General features: G+C 46.6%; 15 protein-coding genes. 7 read left to right on the forward strand and 8 right to left on the reverse strand.

Annotation, left to right across the window (positions count from 1 at the left end; all coding sequences use genetic code 11):
* Positions 1-26: 26 nt before the first annotated feature.
* Both brxL and NATSA_RS09920 read left to right on the forward strand, forming a co-directional pair.
* A complete protein-coding gene (brxL, locus tag NATSA_RS09915) occupies positions 27-2,075 on the forward strand; it encodes a protease Lon-related BREX system protein BrxL (protein ID WP_210512173.1) in 2,049 nt (682 codons plus the stop codon).
* A gap of 10 nt (positions 2,076-2,085) precedes the next feature.
* Positions 2,086-2,268 carry a hypothetical protein gene (locus tag NATSA_RS09920; protein ID WP_210512175.1) on the forward strand — a complete coding sequence of 61 codons (183 nt, stop codon included), beginning with the start codon at positions 2,086-2,088 and terminating at the stop codon, positions 2,266-2,268.
* Positions 2,269-2,450: 182 nt separating this feature from the next.
* On the opposite strand, the gene NATSA_RS09925 is transcribed toward NATSA_RS09920, so the two are convergent.
* The 5 genes from NATSA_RS09925 to NATSA_RS09945 form a co-directional block, all read right to left on the reverse strand.
* A complete protein-coding gene (locus tag NATSA_RS09925; protein WP_210512176.1) occupies positions 2,451-2,963 on the reverse strand; it encodes a phage replication initiation protein, NGO0469 family in 513 nt (170 codons plus the stop codon).
* A 12-nt stretch (positions 2,964-2,975) separates the two neighbouring features.
* Complete coding sequence (locus NATSA_RS09930) at positions 2,976-3,947, reverse strand: YqaJ viral recombinase family nuclease (RefSeq protein ID WP_210512178.1); 972 nt, start codon at positions 3,945-3,947, stop codon at positions 2,976-2,978.
* 15 nt (positions 3,948-3,962) lie between these two features.
* Positions 3,963-4,988 (reverse strand): DNA polymerase III subunit beta, encoded by a 1,026-nt coding sequence (locus tag NATSA_RS09935; RefSeq protein ID WP_210512180.1) that lies wholly within the window; start codon positions 4,986-4,988, stop codon positions 3,963-3,965.
* 70 nt (positions 4,989-5,058) lie between these two features.
* Positions 5,059-5,526, reverse strand: coding sequence for a JAB domain-containing protein (locus NATSA_RS09940; protein WP_210512182.1), 468 nt, complete (start codon positions 5,524-5,526; stop codon positions 5,059-5,061).
* A gap of 216 nt (positions 5,527-5,742) precedes the next feature.
* Positions 5,743-6,510 carry a DUF932 domain-containing protein gene (locus tag NATSA_RS09945; protein WP_210512184.1) on the reverse strand — a complete coding sequence of 256 codons (768 nt, stop codon included), beginning with the start codon at positions 6,508-6,510 and terminating at the stop codon, positions 5,743-5,745.
* Positions 6,511-7,073: 563 nt separating this feature from the next.
* On the opposite strand from NATSA_RS09945, the gene NATSA_RS09950 reads away from it, so the two are divergent.
* The 5 genes from NATSA_RS09950 (at position 7,074) to NATSA_RS09970 (ending at position 14,270) form a co-directional block, all read left to right on the forward strand.
* A complete protein-coding gene (locus tag NATSA_RS09950) occupies positions 7,074-10,313 on the forward strand; it encodes an InlB B-repeat-containing protein (protein WP_210512186.1) in 3,240 nt (1,079 codons plus the stop codon).
* Positions 10,314-10,398: 85 nt separating this feature from the next.
* Positions 10,399-10,899, forward strand: coding sequence for a MutS N-terminal domain-containing protein (locus NATSA_RS15480; protein ID WP_272491771.1), 501 nt, complete (start codon positions 10,399-10,401; stop codon positions 10,897-10,899).
* Between the two features lie 5 nt (positions 10,900-10,904).
* The gene (locus NATSA_RS09960) at positions 10,905-11,993 is read left to right on the forward strand and encodes an RNA-directed DNA polymerase (RefSeq protein ID WP_210512190.1); all 1,089 of its coding nucleotides are present in this window, start codon (positions 10,905-10,907) and stop codon (positions 11,991-11,993) included.
* Positions 11,994-12,084: 91 nt separating this feature from the next.
* Positions 12,085-12,450: a four helix bundle protein gene (locus NATSA_RS09965; RefSeq protein ID WP_210512191.1), complete on the forward strand. Its 366-nt coding sequence runs from the start codon at positions 12,085-12,087 to the stop codon at positions 12,448-12,450.
* Positions 12,451-12,878: 428 nt separating this feature from the next.
* Positions 12,879-14,270, forward strand: coding sequence for a TlpA family protein disulfide reductase (locus tag NATSA_RS09970; protein WP_210512193.1), 1,392 nt, complete (start codon positions 12,879-12,881; stop codon positions 14,268-14,270).
* Between the two features lie 428 nt (positions 14,271-14,698).
* Here NATSA_RS09970 and NATSA_RS09975 read toward each other — a convergent pair whose 3' ends face one another.
* From NATSA_RS09975 to NATSA_RS09985, 3 genes are all read right to left on the reverse strand, one after another.
* A complete protein-coding gene (locus NATSA_RS09975; RefSeq protein WP_210512195.1) occupies positions 14,699-15,415 on the reverse strand; it encodes a hypothetical protein in 717 nt (238 codons plus the stop codon).
* A gap of 659 nt (positions 15,416-16,074) precedes the next feature.
* On the reverse strand, positions 16,075-16,845 hold the full coding sequence (locus NATSA_RS09980) for a VapE domain-containing protein (RefSeq protein ID WP_272491772.1): 771 nt from the start codon (positions 16,843-16,845) through the stop codon (positions 16,075-16,077).
* Positions 16,846-16,920: 75 nt separating this feature from the next.
* The gene (locus tag NATSA_RS09985) at positions 16,921-17,829 is read right to left on the reverse strand and encodes a phage NrS-1 polymerase family protein (RefSeq protein ID WP_210512198.1); all 909 of its coding nucleotides are present in this window, start codon (positions 17,827-17,829) and stop codon (positions 16,921-16,923) included.
* Positions 17,830-18,212 lie beyond the last annotated feature (383 nt).

Genomic DNA, 18,212 nt, shown 5'->3' on the forward strand with positions numbered 1-18,212 from the left:
TATCTACCATCAAATCAGAACAAAAGATGATACAACTCGACAATGTTGACCGAATCGCAGCCAAAGCATTTGAGGGCTACATCGTAAAGAAGGACCTGCTCGATCAGTTTCGTAAGCAGTTTCCTGTCCCCACCTATGTGGTTGAGTTTTTGCTTGGCCGGTATTGTGCCACCACGGATCCTGAAGAAATCGCCGAGGGCCTTGAAATAGTAAAAAGACAGCTTTCAGACCGCACAGTACGAACAGGAGAAGAAGAATATTTCAAGTCCAAAGCAAGGGAAAAAGGCTCCATCAAAATTATCGATCTGATTACAGCCAGACTTGACTCCAAGTCGGATTCTTACATTGCCCAGCTACCCAGTCTGATGCTAAATGATGCACGCATAAGCGAGGAGCTTATCAATGATAATGATCGGATTTTGACAGGTGGTTTCTATGCGGAAATTGAACTGGAGTACGACGCTGCCATTGCTCAGGAAAACCGGGGAAGGCCTTTTGGAGTAATTAATTTGAGACCGATCCAGCTTTCCAAGCGAAACGTCCTGGATGTTCTTTACCAGGGCAGGGAGCATTTTACATTGCAGGAATGGCAGGATTTTTTGTTACGAAGTGTCGGCATGGAACCTTCATCCTTAACAGAAAAAGCAAAAAATGTCCTGTTTGTCCGGATGGTTCCCTTTGTAGAGAAGAACTTCAACATGGTGGAACTCGGTCCGCGCGGGACCGGCAAGAGCCATCTCTACCAGCAGATATCTCCATACTCGCATCTGGTTTCCGGTGGCAAAAGCACGGTGGCAAAAATGTTTGTCAACATGGGTTCCGGGGAGCGTGGATTGGTATGCAAGTATGATGTTATCTGCTTTGATGAAGTGGCCGGTATCTCCTTTGACCAGAAGGATGGGGTCAACATCATGAAAGGCTACATGGAAAGTGGTGAGTTCAGCCGGGGTAAGGAGTCTATTCGTGCAGACGGCAGTATGGTCCTGGTAGGCAACTTTGAAGTCGATGTGGAGCACCAGCAACGAATCAGCCATCTCTTTGGCCCGCTGCCGCCGGAAATGCGCAACGATACCGCCTTCATGGACCGCATCCATGCCTATGTACCCGGTTGGGATTTCCCGAAACTCAACAAAGACTACTTTACACAGCATTTTGGACTCGTAAGCGACTTTCTTGCCGAGTGCTGGACTCGGATGCGTAGCTATTCAAGAGTAACACAATTTCTGCCCAAGGTTGATTTTGGCGGTGCTCTAAGCGGGAGGGACAATTTCTCGGTACAAAAGACCGTCAACGGTCTTATCAAACTAATGCAACCAAATCCAGAGGCGCCCATCTCTGATGAAATGCTGGAATGGGCGGTTAAAGTAGCTCTGGAATACCGTCGTCGCGTCAAAGAACAACAGAAAAAGATCGGGTCGGCTGAGTACCGCAACACGCATTTCAGCTATAGAATTGGCGACGATGGTGTTGAAACATTTGTCGGTACCCCTGAATTACACAGTGAACATACAATCACAGATGATCCATTACCTCCAGGAGAGGTATGGGCATTGGGAACAGGTGGAGTCGATGAATATGCCGGATTGTATAAAATTGAGGTCAATATAGGCCCCGGCCAAGGAGTAAAAATACTGAACCGCCCGGCACCTCAACCATTTTCGGAAAGTGTTCGTTATGCTGAGCAGAATCTTTATAGCAAGTACAAGGAGTTGGTTGGTGACCGGGATCCAAGGTCTCACCAGTTCTCCATACAGCTTCGGTCCTTTGATACGGCAAAAAGCGGTATGGGTATCGGAATGCCGGTCCTGATCGCCTTGTGCAGCTCACTTATCGAAAAGCACACCCGGGGAGGTTTGGCAGTGGTAGGTTCCCTTAATCTGGGTGGCTCGCTTGACCTGGTGTACAATGCGGTTAACCTTGCCGAATTGGCCATAGAAAAAGGGGCCAAAACCCTTCTTATACCTGTCAATGCCCGCAAACAGCTGAATGATCTTTCCGATGAAATGATTGCAAAAATTAACATACAATATTACACCGATCCACAGGATTGCTTGTTGAAGGCATTGGTTGAATGATAAGGTGGTTATGCAACCTGCAAAACCGGGATATCGGGATGATCGTAATACCGCCGAATTTATCAACTACTTCATCGACAAAGGTATGACGGATACCGTTATTCACACCAGCGGTCATGCAGACCGGGAGGGGGCTTGGGAAATTGGTGGATGTGCTGCAGCCGAAATATATCGTGCCTATCCACACATTTGAGCCAAGTCAATACGAACGGATATTTTCGGGGGACAATGTACTTCAGTTGGCTGATGGTGAAATCTGCGATGCTTCGGGTGGCGTTTCAGCTTAGGGCAAGACCAATGATCTGTTTTGGGGAGGAGTTGTGTCCTTATTCCCAACCTAAAAAAGAAGCCCGACCGGACTTCTCTTCTGCCAAATCACTTACTCCCATTTACAGATTCGGCATATTCCTCCGGCTTCAAGTAGCCTTCACGTTCAATGACTCGAACGTACTCTCCTGAGGATTCAAACTGATATGGATCCAGCTCACCTTTCTCATTTTTGAATGGTAAAATGCTTTCCACGTTTGCAAATGTTCGCTCCTCGGTCACATTGTGCGTAATGAATAGCGTGGCATTGACACCGATAAACTCCTCCAGATCGATGCCTCCCTGAAGCTGCTCCGGGGAAAACTTTCCTCCCCGCCAACGTTCCAGATCTTTCCTGAGATTGGCTTTTTCGTTCAGGCTCCAGGTATATCGCTTACCAACGATATAATGAGATCCATCATCATCGATCTCTTTCAACTCCCATATGAGCGAGAGCTTGTGCTTCCGCCCAAACGGCGTATCCAATTCGCCAAGATCCACGGCATCCACACAGACGCCGTGATGCAAGCCTTCAGATGGCAGGGGATACTGGCTGGGGTCTTCTTTTATGATTAAAGGCATATTTACCTCCTGTTATTTTGGTTGGTTGATAAGAAATCGCCGGGTTTGTGACGGTTCGCAATATTTGCGATACAACTCCGGGTGATCCGCTTTCAATCGTGCGGTGTTTATCCTGTTGCTGACCGAGTTTTTCCATGTCACCAGATTTCGTCCGGCAAACACCATACGCTGAGCATCCTTGAGATGATCCTTGAGCAGGTTTTTGTAGTTCTCTTCGAGGGTCTTCAGGCGCTCCATCCGGTCCCGGATGTCCAGCAGCTCTGTGTAGAAGCCGTAGCACTTGGGAGTGGCTTCTACCACTGTGTCGTCACTCGCCTCAGGGTACAGGATTATCCGATCCTCATCATTAATGGGATCGGGTCGAACGCCACCGACGATATGACGCTTCCACCACGATGCCGCTTTGTCAATGATTTCCCCGATAAACTGCTTATCCCGCTTGATCAGGACCGGATCGTGATATTTTGCCGTATCGCGTTCGTAGATGAACAGATAGGCATACTCGTATCCGGTCAAACCCAGGTAGAACTGGATCTGGTACTTCCATTCTACCGGGAAGGGTTCCTTCAGATTCTTCAACCTGTAACTGGTCGTCGTCTTGAGCTCAAGTAGTCCGGTAGTCTTATGCTTTTGATTGGATACAATTTGACGATCGATATGTGCCCGCAGGAACGGATACTTTTCACTTGTGTAGCTATTGGACATATTCCGGGTCCGAAATCCGGTTATATGGGTGAACTTTTCGGCCATGACCGGCTCAAACACGTTACCGAACTCCGTTACTGGAGTTGATCCGGAAGGTTCCTGAAGCCCCTTCTTGATACGCCAGAGTTGCAGGGGCGTCTGCCAGTCGGATTTGCCAAAGGCTGCGGCAACTTCAGATCCCCCCAGGTAATTCTGCCGGAAATGAACCCATTGCTGACCGGGAATTTCTGACATATAGCGGGTATTTCTGGATTTCTTTGTCTTTTGGGTTGTTTGCATGGTTTTTCCTCTATGTTAGTGGTTTTGTTTTAGCATGACGGGCATCACGAGTTTATCATCACCCACAAGCCCGGGCCGGGCAGGACTACTCAGGTGTAGTTTTATCCAATCGTCCGGATAGTCTTTGAAGACACCGGCAAGCAGCCTGGAATCAAAGCCGATCTCAAAGGGATCATCTTTTGGCCCGGAATGCTGATAGTCTCCGATTTGACCGGATACATAACTTTTGTTCAAATCCGTATCTTCAGCTGTAAGCTTTACCCGTCCATTAAGCATAAGCCTGACAGTTTTTGCACCTCCGGCTGAGATTTCAGCTGCCTCAAGAGCGTTCAGGGCATCTTTCCTGTTGATGGTTACCGTGTAGAAGCACTCTTCCTTTTTCGGTATAACCCGTTGGTAATTTGGATAGACCTCATTAATGGGTTTATACCATATTTTTTCGAGATCCGGGGAAATCGAAATAGCGGCCTGCCAATCATTGGAATCATCCAACCCTGCCTGATATACGCAGTAAGCAGCTTTGGTCATCAATTCAACGGGTTGTTTGGGGATGATGAAAGGTGGCTTAGGTGCGGATCGATTAGGACTGAATTTCATCCGGTGCCCGTCCGTTGCGACAATATCATCACCAATGAACACCCCCTGCATGGCCGGGCGCAGATCATCGTGTGACACATAAGGCAAGAAACCTTTGAGTTCATCGCCGTCCAGTAATGCAATCTGTCCCTTGGCCGGTTCGGGAATATCCGGATAGAGCTGAAGATCTTCTGTGCCAAAGGTGAACGCTCCGGCATTGGTTTGGATGATGTACTGATCACCGGAGGTGGTGATGCTGTCAATCCGGTACTTTTTGGCGATTTTCACAAACTCCCTGATCGGGATCAGGACGGTATCGGCGACATTCAGCTCGTGGGGGATCTGGTAAAACGTATCCAGATTAGTCACAGTGATTGTACTTCGCGTAATCAGGGCAAGATCACAAATGGGCAATTTGGTTTTGCCCTGAAACTTGTTCAGGTTGGTTAGTTGGTTGTTATTCATGATGTTGAAGGGTATAGGGGTGCGTAAAAGTGAAAAGGCCACCGTTAGGCAGCCTTTTCTTTTGCGTTGCTTACAGTAATCCTTGCTGGCTGAAAGAGGTATAATCCCAGCGTGTGAGGATTAAATGATCATCCAGGTGGATATCCAGATTTTTTCCGGCCTCAACGATTTTCGTGGTTATGGCTTTATCTGCATTAGATATGCGAAGATTCCCGCTTGGATGATTGTGGCATACGATTATGGAATTCGCATTCGCCAGTAAGGCAAACTTGAAAACCTGGGCCGGGTCAACAATACAGGCCGTGCCGCTACCTTTGGCAATCTTTGCCCATCCGAGCACACGTTTAGACGGATTCAGTAACAGAAGCATAAACTCCTCTGATAGCTCTATCGTACTATCATCCCATATTTCCCGGAAGTACTCAGCAGCACTTTGAGGATCACGAATTTGCGGTTGCGTCATGGGATTGCGCTTGGACCGGTAGGTAAGCTGCACCTCGGCAAGCTCCGGACTTTCCAATGATGGATTTTTTTGCATGGAGTTTTGGGTTATAGGGTGAGTAGAAATAAAAAAGGCAGCTTCAAGGGCTGCCTTTTTGTTTTTCCTGTTTTGATTTTGGGGGTTCATCCTCTCCAAGGAGGAAGACCCGGAGCGCCGCTTTGAGAAATTCTCCGGCGGCATTGATAAGGTCTTTCATGGTTCATTTTCTCCTGAGGATTATTATGATGATGATTTTGATTATGAGGGGAAGCTTCATAGGGCGAATACTTTTGATACGGATTGTTGGTAGCGGGCCCGCTTGCGTGGCTCGATTTTATGCGAGATGTGATTGGTGAGCCGGTTTAGAAGAGTATACTGCGACAGGCGTCCCATCTCTTCCTGACTGATCACTTGCTCGGCGAGTCTTTTAGAGATATTCTCCGAGACGCTCACCATCAGCTCATCGGTTACGGGCTGGACTTCCAGATGATCAATTCGCTGCTGTATCACATCCAGTTGACTTGCTGCTTCATGAAGCCGGTCACCCAGATCAGTCAGGTTAAAACCTGAAGTATGACGTGAGTTATAGCGAGCCAGTACTTCACCGAAAACCATTCCGTTTGAGCAGATGGCACGGATAGCTCCGAAGAAGAAGCGTACCGATTCTGAGCAATCGTAGCTGTTATGAATGAAAACAGACAGAGCGAGGTCACTTTCCCGGTCGCGCATCTTCAGTTCGGGAAAAGTGATCTGGAGACGCATCCGGTTGTTGTCCACAAAAGAGTGCGACGGATCGATTCGGAAGCTTGTCCCACTGACGGCTAATTCACGAAGTGCGCTGTCAATGAGGTCCGCATTTCGGACAACTTCATAAGAGCTTTTGACAATGCTGATAAGCTCATTCGTATCCTCGCGCACGATGGCTTTGTGGCCATTAGTTAAAAAAGTTTCCGGGTTCTCCGGGTCGATGATTTGTCCATCGGCATTGTCCACAAATACAGGGCGTTCGATGACAGGAAAGCAAAAAGGTTGAAGGTTCATGGCAGTGGTATTTATAAGTTTAATAGAGATAATTCTCTATTGTTCTTATACCATATTTGCCATGAAAATCGCGGTATGAACTTGGTTTTGGCTACTTTCCGAGTTTTTTTCCTGTTTTGCCGTAATTACTTAATGTGGATATGTTATTGTTTCAATTCCAATTTAAGCCAAAATTATTTGTTATTATTGCTCATTTTATTATTATGACCAAAACGCAAGGGTATGATGAGAGAATAGTTATATGTTTATTATGACTAAATCTTCAAAATCATTTTAATATTAAGAGGGGTTAGATGAAGCACTATGAAGTTCTGTTACTTCTATTCCTTTTTCTGATTTCATCATGTACATTATTTGTTGGTGATGACGGAGAGGACGACCTGCCGGGAGCGAGTCCTTTTTTCGCAATAATGGACTTGGTTACGAAAGTTCTGAATAATGAATTCCGTTTTCTTCCAATTAAATGTACTTCATTTTGTAAGTGACACCAGATTGTCGAAACATCTCAAAATTTAGGTGGGATTTATATACATAAAATTTTGGTCAAAGCTGCGGAGGGGTTTATGAAGCATATCTATACAACAATTCCAATTCAAGTTATTCTGCTCATTTTATTGGCATTTCTATTGAGCAGCAACAATACTTATGAGGTCACCGGTACACTGGTCGATGAAAACGATGCTCCCATTGTTGATCACAAAGTGATGCTTGTGGATCAAAATGACGAGCAAATTGCCTCCGATCATACCGGCAGTGATGGTCAGTTTACGTTATCCTATCAAGTGGAACCAACATCTGCAGAACCAGGATTTGGCACTGACAGCCCGTCGGAGTTCCGTTTGGGCTCATCATACCCCAATCCTTTTAACCCTCGTACAAGAATTCCCTTTCAGGTACCGGAAAACACCCGGGCTTATATAGCTGTCTACAATATTTTGGGGCAACGGATCATGCACACCCATGCAGAGGTCAATAAAGGGACCCATGAAATCGAGGTTAACCTGGGCACTGGGCTTTCACAAGGCCAATATGTGTTGCGCGTGCAAGGTGATGGGTTCATGCTAACTGAAACGATGACATTTCTAAGCGCTGGCATCAGCAGCGGCACTCACGGCATCACAGTGCGTTCAGCCGGTCAGGTGCAAAGCAGGGCTTCCGGCAGTATGCATTTGGCAGATACCGAAATCTATCGGATCGTTGTGGATGATACCGATGATTATTCAGGAATGGAGATTGAGATTACGGCCAACCAGGATTATGAACTCGAGGTGCTCAAGTTGTCACGAAAAGTACGCCCACCCTCATTGACCACCCAGGAAGTTAGTAATATCACATTAACCACAGCACGTGCAGGTGGGGCCATAAGCGATGATGGTGGTTCAGATGTCACCGAAATGGGGGTGGTATGGGCTGCAACAGACGATCCGACGCTAACTACTAATGATGGTATGACGGCAGATACTTTGGACAATGGTGCATTTTCCAGCCGTATTACAGGTCTCTCGCCGGAAACAAACTATTTTATGCGGGCGTACGCCACCAATAGAACTGGAACGTCCTATGGTGAATCTTTTGAGTTTCGCACGCCAAAAGTTGAAGAAATAGAAGTGGCAGTTCAAAAAACTGTCGAGGAGCTAATTCCGGAAAATTACCTGCCTGCCGTTTTTGCCTATTATGAAAGCCTAGAAGAAGCGAAAAGAGCGGAATATTTAGATTCCTTAGACCAAGCTGGTAATACTTTACATGAAATTGCAAGTGAGTATTTCTCATCAGCAGAATTCAAAGAAGAATTCGAAAAATCACAAGCCAAGATACTCGGCAAAAAAAATAGCGATTTGGATTCGCAATTTTTTTCCGGATGTAGCAACATGGCGCGTCTTGGTTACTCCCGGGGACTAACAATTGATGCAAATGTGTCGGCAACAGGAGTTGTTTTAATCGGAGTAGGTCTAAGTGCTCATGGTGGCGGTGGTGCTGAAATGGTTTACGATTTTGTGAATATGGATCGAAATCTATACCTGTTTCAAATGTGTGGAATAGGTGCCTCCATTTCGGGTGGTGCGGGACTTGGAGCTTCAACTGGGATCAGCCTTGGTGGTTTTAACAAGATTATTACGAATATTCCGGCCAATCAACAAGACACAATTGACAGATTTGCAGGTTTATCAAGAGGCTCATCACTTTCCCTTGGGGGTAAAGTAGCTGTATTATTTGGCGTTGATTTAAGTCTTGGTTTCGGGATTACAAAAGGCGTTGAGGGTACGCCTCCAGGTGGGGTCATAGAGAATTTAAAAGAATGCCCATCTATAATATTGAATCCGCAAATTAATCGCGGCCCAATGGCTCTGTCATTTGAGGCAAGTATCGGGGCTTCTGTCGGTACAGAAGCAGCTGCAATGCTTAAAGGTGAGGGACAGCGTGTTGCTACATTTAGTCGATCAGAAGATTATTTCTATACGGATTTTGGACGTGAAAATAAGGATGACAGGGTAGCACCATCACTTCGTATGGCAGCAGATATTCTAAAGCCCAGCCCCTATAATGGTCTTACAGGAGGAACCATACCTTCTCCATTGGACCTTGCTATGTCTGCAATGGCTGTGAGTTATGGTCTATTTAATCCCTTAGAATGCGAGGAACCAACATATCCCCCATTAGTCATAACTAATTCCGTAGAACACATCTCTCATAATTCAGCTGAAATCGAGGGTTACTTCAAAGATGATGGTGGAGATGCTGTTACAGAGCGAGGCATATGCTGGAGCGAAACCAATGACCCTGATATTTTTACGAACTGCACCAGCGAAGGTACGGGTATGGGTGAGTTTTCCAGTACAATCGATGATTTGCAATCCGACACACGTTATTATGCAAGAGCATTTGCAGGCAATAGTATTGGAACAGCATATGGGGATCGGATTAGTTTTTCAACGCTGAAAGAACCACCTGAGCCAGGCACCTACTCTCTCAACCTTACTGTATCACCATCAGGCAGCGGTTCGGTTAGCGGAGCCGGCGAGTACGAGGAAGGGACTACTGTCACCATATCCGCCACTGCCAACAGTGGTTATAGCTTTGTCAACTGGAGCGGTGATACCGATCATGTAGCCGATGAGAATGTGGCCAGTACCACTGTGACCATGCCGGCTTCTGATATAAGCCTAACGGCAAATTTTGAGCAGGATGGTGGCAATGGCGACGGCCCCAGGGATACCGAAACCGAGGTAGTCGAAGTGACCAACCCTGAGACCGGAAGAGTTTGGATGGACCGCAACCTGGGGGCTTCGCGCGCTGCTACTTCTTCCACTGACTCTCAGGCGTACGGCGATTTGTACCAGTGGGGCCGCGGGGCCGACGGGCACCAGTTGCGCAACTCATCAACGACCTCCACATTGAGCGAAAGTGACCAGCCAGGCCACGGCAGTTTTATTACGAACAATAGTGGTGCCAATTGGGATTGGCGCAGCCCGCAAAACGATAATCTGTGGCAGGGGGTAAACGGGATCAACAATCCATGTCCGGCGGGCTACCGGTTGCCAACTGAGGCAGAGTGGAATGCTGAAATAAACAGCTGGAGCAGTAACAACGCATCCGGCGCACTCAACTCTCCACTGAAACTGCCCCTGGCGGGCTACCGCACTCACAGCACTGGTTCGCTCTTCCTTGTCGGCTCCTACGGCCTCTATTGGTCGAGTTCTGTGTCTGGTAGCCGCGCACGGTACCTGAGCTTCAATAGCAGCACTGCCGACGTGAGCAGCGGCAGTCGGGCGAGCGGACGCTCTGTGCGTTGCACTAAGGATTAACACCACTTTGACCCTTTGCCTGACCGTTCCGCAGGACGGGCAGGCGCACCAAACCCGCGTAAGCGGGTCGGATTTTTATGAAAAAATGACAACAGCAGAAAAAATCAAACAAAGCGCATGCCCCGGGACGTTTACGCTTTATAAAGAAGGCATGTTTTACAAATGTTATAACGAAGATGCCATGGTGTTTTCTCAGCACATAAAAGCGTATCACATTAGTGTAAAACACGTGAAAAACACCGGGTCGGATGTGCTAAGCCTCGGTTTCCCGGAAAGCGAAGTGACCAGGGGAAAGCTCCCTTTAGATCACATATCAGAAGCGCTTGGTGCCGGGAATTATTCTGTCGAAGAAAAACAGGTTGTCTTCCGCCTGAAAGAGGATATGAAGCAAGATTATGCCGGCTGGTGTAAAAACCATTCTGTCCGTGAAAAGCCGGGACCTGACGACGTTCCATCTTCCCCATCATCCGGAAAAATCAGGGCCCTGCTTTCCGATATCAAAACCTTTGATTTAGCCAACAGTACCCCCATGCAGGGCCTGCAGTTTATTCAGGAATTAAAACAGAAAGTGCAGAATATGCAGTAAAACCAATGGAAACATTTCAACACTTGCTCTACCAGTTGCACTTGTCCTATATCCACGCCCGTAAAAACAAGCGCAATACCCGCAACCAGCTCCGGTTTGAAATGCACCAGGAAGAAAACCTTATGCAGCTGGCGAGAGCGATTTATGAGAGGACCTATACTCCACGGCCCTGCATCGCATTCATTATTCACAAGCCCGTGATGCGCGAAATATTTGCGGCTGATTTTACCGACCGTATTGTTCATCACCTGTTGTACCGCTGCATTTATCCTGTCATTGATCGCAAGCTGATTCATGACACCTACAGTTGCCGGGTGGGCAAAGGCACACTGTACGGTATCAAAAGGGCCGGACATTTTATCCGCTCTTGCGGCGACAATTACCAAAAAGAGGCCTACATCCTCAAGCTGGATATCCAGGCCTATTTCATGAATATGCAGCACCAGATTATCTTTGACAAAGTCATGGAGATGCTGCCCATCGGCAAACAAAGTTATTTAGGCATAAGCCGGCAGACCATACGATATCTGTTGCAGCAAACCGTTTTTAATCCTGTGACCGGGAACTGCCGGATCAGGGGCAGTAAATCCGACTGGGAAGGGCTGCCGCCAAGTAAAAGCCTGTTTCATTATCCTGAAAACACAGGATTGCCTATTGGAAATCTGACATCACAGGTGTTTGGCAATGTATATCTTAATGATTTCGACCACCATGTCAAGAAAGTGGTGAAAATAAAATATTACGGCCGTTATGTGGACGATATGCTGTTTGTGCACAACAACAGGGCGCACCTGGAAGGAATCATACCGGAGATGCAGCGGGAACTGGACAAGGTCGGCCTGCACATCCATCCGAATAAAATTATCCTGGAACCTGCAGAAAAAGGGGTGGCTTTTTTGGGGCAAATCATCAAGCCTTATCGAAGCTACATAAGCAACCGCACAAAAAATCACTTCTACCAGGCCATACAGCAGATCAATAAGCTGCTTGCTGAAGTCCCTCAATTCACCTGGCAGCAGCTCTGCGATATCCGGGCAACCTTAATTCCTATTTGGGGTATATGCACCATGCCAATACCTTCGGTCTCAGGATAGCAATGATGGGAAAACTGAAGGGCCGGTTCCATGATTTTTTCCATGTTTCGGCTCATTTTGACAAGGTTACCATTAATAAAGATTTTTGGGAATGGCACTTTTCTCCGAGTTACCGGTTTACAAGTTAGGCTATGATCTGCTCATCGCTATTTATCAAAGGACCAGCAAATTTACGCGGGAGTACAAGTACACCATGGGGGAAAGATTAAAGAATGAAACATTGGAACTTTTACTCAGCATTTATAAAGCCAATAAAAGCGAGAAAGATCATCGCTTGCACTACATAGATACGGCAAGACAGAGAATTGAAATAGTGAGACTGCTTTTACGAATCTGCAAAGATTTAAAAGTTATTGGAATGAAGGGCTTTGTGGCTTTGAATGTGCAGGTGGAAGAGTTGTCCAGGCAGTTAACGGCCTGGCATAAATTTACTGCCAGAGCCCATGCCAATGAATGAAAACAAATAGCATGGGGCGTGCAGCAAATAATCCTAACATATCGCCCACTTATGTGGGTACAAGTGCAAACCGTTTCAGGATGATACATCGTCCTGAAATATGTCAAAGATATGTTGACTTGCCCCTGGCGGGCAACCGCAACAACAGCAGTGGTTCGCTCTTCAATGTCGGCTCCAACGGCAACTATTGGTCAAGTTCTGTGTCTGGTAGCAACGCACGGAACCTGAACTTCAATAGCAGCAATGCCAACATGAACAGCAACAATCGGGCGAACGGAAACTCTGTGCGTTGCACTAAGGATCATTACCTGGTTCATTCAGCCACAGCCCTTGATTCTGGCAGATATGCCCAATACGCTGTTGATGGCAGCATTCACCAACTCCCAGGTCAAACGTGATTTCAAACAGTTAAGCTCAGTACACCCTTTATGAAACGACTCGTTTTTTTTCTGATCCTCCTGCTCGGTTGCAATTCCGCAGATTCCCAGACCATAACCGGAACTTTCCCGAATCTTGCCGGCGAAGAGGTCCGGCTGGAAGGCTTCCGGGGTTTTAACACCCATGAAATCAGTCGCAGCGATGTTTCTGATGATGGCGTCTTCACGCTGCCGTATTCGGCCGATCACATCGGCATGGGGCGGCTGGTATCCTCCGATGACCACTCGTTTATCGTTGTTCTGTCCGGGGAGGAGATCCGGCTGAAGGGAGAATCCCTGGCAAATCCCGAAACTGTTGACATCCTCAGCGGCGAGGAAAACCGGCTCTTTGAGCAATATGCCCGGGAGCATCCCCGCCGCGAGCAGGCCCTGAGCGCCTGGATCTTCCTGGAAAATATCTATCGCGACGACTCCCTGTTTGCCGTCCACGACACCCCGCGCCAGGCCATTGCCCGGGAAAAACAACGCATCCGGGACGAGGACCAAGCCTTTCTGGATCAGCTGGACCCATCCACCTACGTGCACTGGTACCTGCCGGTCCGCAAGCTGGTGAGCTCGGTTTCGGTTGTCGCGCAACACCGCACCGAAGAAATTCCGCAGACCATCGAGGCCTTCCGCCAGCTTGACTACACGGATCAGCGGTTGCACCGAAGCGGACTGCTTTCCGACGTACTGGAGAGCCATGTCTGGCTCATTGAAAACAGCGGCCGGTCGCTGGACTCCGTCTTCGTGGAACTGAACATCTCCATTGATATCATGATCGAGAACTTGTCGGCAGATCCGGCCAGACTCAATGAAATCGCAGAACACCTGTTCGACCTGCTGGAACGCCGGAGCCTGTTCCCCTCGGCCGAACACCTGGCACTAAGCCTGCTTGATCACCACAGTGACATCCTGACCTCTCGCCTCTCAGACAGGCTGGAAACCTATCGCACGGTTCGAATCGGAGCCACTGCCCCGGAAATTGTTTTTACTTCCAAAACGTACAAATCAGAGGACGTTGCGGCCGGTCGCCTCAGCGAGGTGGATGCCGACTACATTCTGTTGGTTTTCGCGGCCGGATGGTGTCCGGATTGCCGGGCGATGATGCCCGAACTCACGGAGAAATATCCTGTCTGGAAACGCGAGGGCGTTGAGGTGGTGCTGGTGAGCCTGGACGATACGCCCGAGTCCTTCGACGAATTTGTGTCCAATAAGCCCTTCATCAGCACAAGCGACCTGCAGCGGCGGAGCAGTCCCATAGCGCGGGATTATCATGTGCAAAACATCCCGTCGATGTTCCTGCTGGACCGCAACCTCGAGATTTTGCTGCACCCCAATTCTGTGGAACAGATGGACGCCTGGGTGGACTGGAATCTGGTGCAGGGCAATCCGGGACGTTGAGCTGCCTACATATGAGGTCACGGCTGCCGCAGCTTGAAACCAAAATGAAAATCCTCATGCTGTCCAGTCATTCCTGACCATTTCAGATCCGCATTTCTCGATTCGGCAAATCGCAGGTCATATCATTGGGGAGCTACCCGTATAGTTTTTACACAGGATTATTGAAAATCTCTTTATGGGGTCAAAAAAAAATCCCCAAAAAAAATTTTGAGAATCGGATTTTCAGGCCCGATTCCCTGTGCTGCTTTGCTGGGTTTAACTCTTTGAGGGATCGTATCCTGTTCCAGATAGGGGGATAGTGGACCCTATTTGATTTCTAAAGATCAGATTTAACTTTTTTTTGATAAACCCCAAAATCCGATATCTACAAAGGGGTGCTAAGTTGATAAGAATGATGGAAATTATTTGTAGACCCATTTACCATTTATTCAAGACACTTTTTTGCCCGCTAACAGATCATCAATATAAGGTCGGTCCCGTTCAGGATGATAATCTATGACCAGCCATTCTTTGCTTTTAACTGTGGAATCACCAAACTCCTGTTTTGGTTGACCTTTTATATTCACGATGATAGGATCAAAACACTGTAAATGGAATGGCTTATTGTGGCAAAAATGATAAAATACCAAATACCTCCCATCTGGAAGCTTTTTATAATAACATCGCGCACCTTTTCGATAATTTAAGTTCCGGTCTTTTGTCTGCTTGAAACCACATGCCTCAAGGTACTCAAGCGTTATGGCTACCCACGTTTTGCGGTCCAAGGGTTTTGGTTTGTTTTCCTCTTCCTGGATTTCTTTTTTAACGATATCAACTGCGGTTCCATCAAAAAGACTTCGAATGGGAGTGATATGTTTGGGCAGCTTCACATTCTCAATAAAAGGTTCCATAGCTTTAACTTCAGAACGACCAAATACAGGCTCTGCTTTACTTGAGAGCTCGACAACAAAAGCATCAAATATTGGTTCCTTTATCGGCTTTTCTGTTTTAGTGCGGGAAAAAACCAAATATCGTTCATCGGGCAATTGTCGGTAAAAAACAGGTTCCTCATTGTAGTCCTTTATTCGAAAATCTTTCGACCTTTTAAAGCCCAGAAATTTAAAAAAGCCACTAAAGCTCATTTTTTTTGATTGATTTATATTCATTTTCTATTTCTCCGTATTGTTATTTAATGTTACTGAAATCAAGTGTTTTGTAATGATGAGCGGGCATTTTGCCCGACTGCACCCCTTTTAAAAGAACCGGCACCAGTTCTGCGGGTCGCTTTCACCCGTGTTTTTGTGCCATGTAACGGATAATGTAGGGACTGGTAGCAAGCTCACAGCCGGTACCATACATTCCTTTCTTGATTCAGATTTGATGAATTGTTTTCAGTCCATGCTCTTGAACTAATCGATATGTCTCAGAGTAGGACGTGTCACGCTTTTTACGTGTTTTGGGATAGTTGCGCTTTTTGGTATTTCTCATTTTTAATCCTCTATAATAAATTATTTGTCGTTTTCCTTTTTAAGAACTTGGTAAGTTGGGGGTGACCCTGATTGCTGGACACATGTAATAGGTAGAGGGGGTAGAGGGTACTTTACTCAAACTTTTAAATTTGTATTTATTCTTTTCGTTTATCTTTTTTGGCAAAATAACCCCTACCGCCCCCTACCAGGCTATTTAATGTATTGCTATTCAGTAGTTTAATAGTAGGGGTCTCTTACAATTTGTCCCCTACCACTTAGCTACCGCCCACTACCGTTCCTTTGTCTTATTTGAATAGCCTGCTCTTATTTCCATACTCAGGGGTGTTGTCAATTACTCACCAGTAGGTGCTTCCATTTTTCCTGGTTGAATGATACCCGTGTTTATTCAGTGCTTGCCCGAGGCGAATAGAGGCAGAGTTGGCACCAGTGGGTAGATCCCCTCCGTGCATACACTCAAGTATTTGTGTCGCCCTTAGCCTCTCAGCCCTTGGTTGGTCGGGCTTAGCGCGTTCAAAATGTTCAAGCAACAGTTCCTCTTCCACCGTCTGAACCTCAAACCTGCTATTGTGCTCTTGCACCTTCTTATTATCCTCGGTATCGAACCAGAAACGGAATCCCTCTCGATACAGAGCGTAGGCTTGGGCATAGACCGGGTCCATATCACTCATATTTTGGTAATCGATTGATTCGACATCATGGATTAAAAACCGTCTGCTACCGGTCTTATCATGCAGAATATTGGTATGGTTGACCGATCCACACATGCTGGCACGCCTGATCAGTTTTGATGAAAACCGGCCATAGGCTTTACGGATGCGGATTTCGGATTTTGTGATGATTTCCTTCAGCGCTCCTTCTTTGTGCTTGGTCAGCGTTTCCAGTTCATCAAGGTTGATAATCAAGCACTCTGATAAATGAATCATGGTATCCTTGTTTGTCGGATCAAGTGTTCCACTGTACATGTAATTCTCCAGTTGTTTTGGCATGAAATTTTGAAAAAAGGTGCTTTTCCCTTCTCCTTGCTTGCTCTTCAGCAGCAAAACTTGATGCGGTACTATATTGGGATCAATGGCACTGGCCACCAAAGCAACAAGCCATTTGCGCAGACAAAACTCTCAATACGATTGATCCGTGGTTTTTACTTTGGAGGCAAGCTCGCCGATGTAGTCGGTGGTCCCGTCTCATTTGGGCAGTTTGGTGAAATATTCCATGAAAGGATCGAACTTCGGGGTAAAGTCAGATTGCAATATCCCGTGCAATGCCTGATGGCCAATCTGTCCGCTTTTGTTCTGTATATGTCGGTGAATGGAATTGAATTCATAGTCATCCACGATCTGCCATTGCTCTTCACCACGCCTGCGCATTTCTACCCGTTCCAAAACCACATTGAATTGAAAATCATAGTGGAAGCGCAGAAAACCCTCGATTTCGTTTTTGTGGAATATGGGCCGGTTTTCCAGTACACGCTGAATAGTCATTTCCCCGTATGTTGACCCGTCTGCATGATGGACTTTATCCCACTTTTCACGTATCAGAGCGCTACCGCGGAAGAGTTGATCCAGAAGCACGGGATCGAAGTTGGTCCATTTGGCAAGAATGGTTACCAGGGCCATGTCCGCCCGGCTTTGATCGCCCCCGTAATCAACCAAGCTCCCGTGATCATAAAGCATCGTGAACTTCATGCCTTCCTTGTCAGCTCGAATGCGATTGAGTAGCAGTTCGTGGTTTGCCATGCCCAATGGCTTACTTTTTTTCCCGGGATCTGCGGACTTGCTTTGAGGCAAGGTTATTCTATTCAGGTCGATGGGCTTGATTTCCCGGGGCTCTCCGAGAACATCTGCGGTGATGGTCAGGTAGCGGAGCTTATCATATATTTCAAGGGCTTTGAATCCATCACCAGTCATATCGTATTTATTGTCAAAGCCTACAGGAATCTTTCCTGTGCCGATAATGCGGATGCCTTCCCCGCTGGGCGAAATCTCGGTATAGGAATCGCACTGATCAATGATTGCCTGGGCAGAAGGGCATATATTGCCATTGATCAGGCAACCATCTAAATCAAGTCCCAGAAAAGGATCTTCGTGGCTCAAAACAAAACCAATTCCAGCAAAGCGCCCGGTTTGCTTATCAAAAGCGTCAACAACCTGATCAAAAGTACTTCATGTAGCCGAATCGTTGGATTTGGCAGGCTGACCATTTGGTTGATAAGGTACTTTCTTTACGTCTCTCAATACCCACTGCGGTTTATCCTTTAGAACAGAAGGGATGTTTTTTCATTTTTTATAGGTTTCTTCTTTCATAGTTTACTTATTATTATTTTATTGTGTTATTACAATATTTACTTAGTTATTTAATAAATAATTATTAAATCATCTATATATAATCTATTCCAAGATTGTGGAGTAGTCAAGTTTATTTTCAATAAAAATCACTTTTTTTCATATTTATATTGAAACCTATTATTGAATTGGGT

The sequence above is a fragment of the Natronogracilivirga saccharolytica genome, assembly GCF_017921895.1.
Lineage (GTDB): Bacteria > Bacteroidota > Rhodothermia > Balneolales > Natronogracilivirgulaceae > Natronogracilivirga > Natronogracilivirga saccharolytica.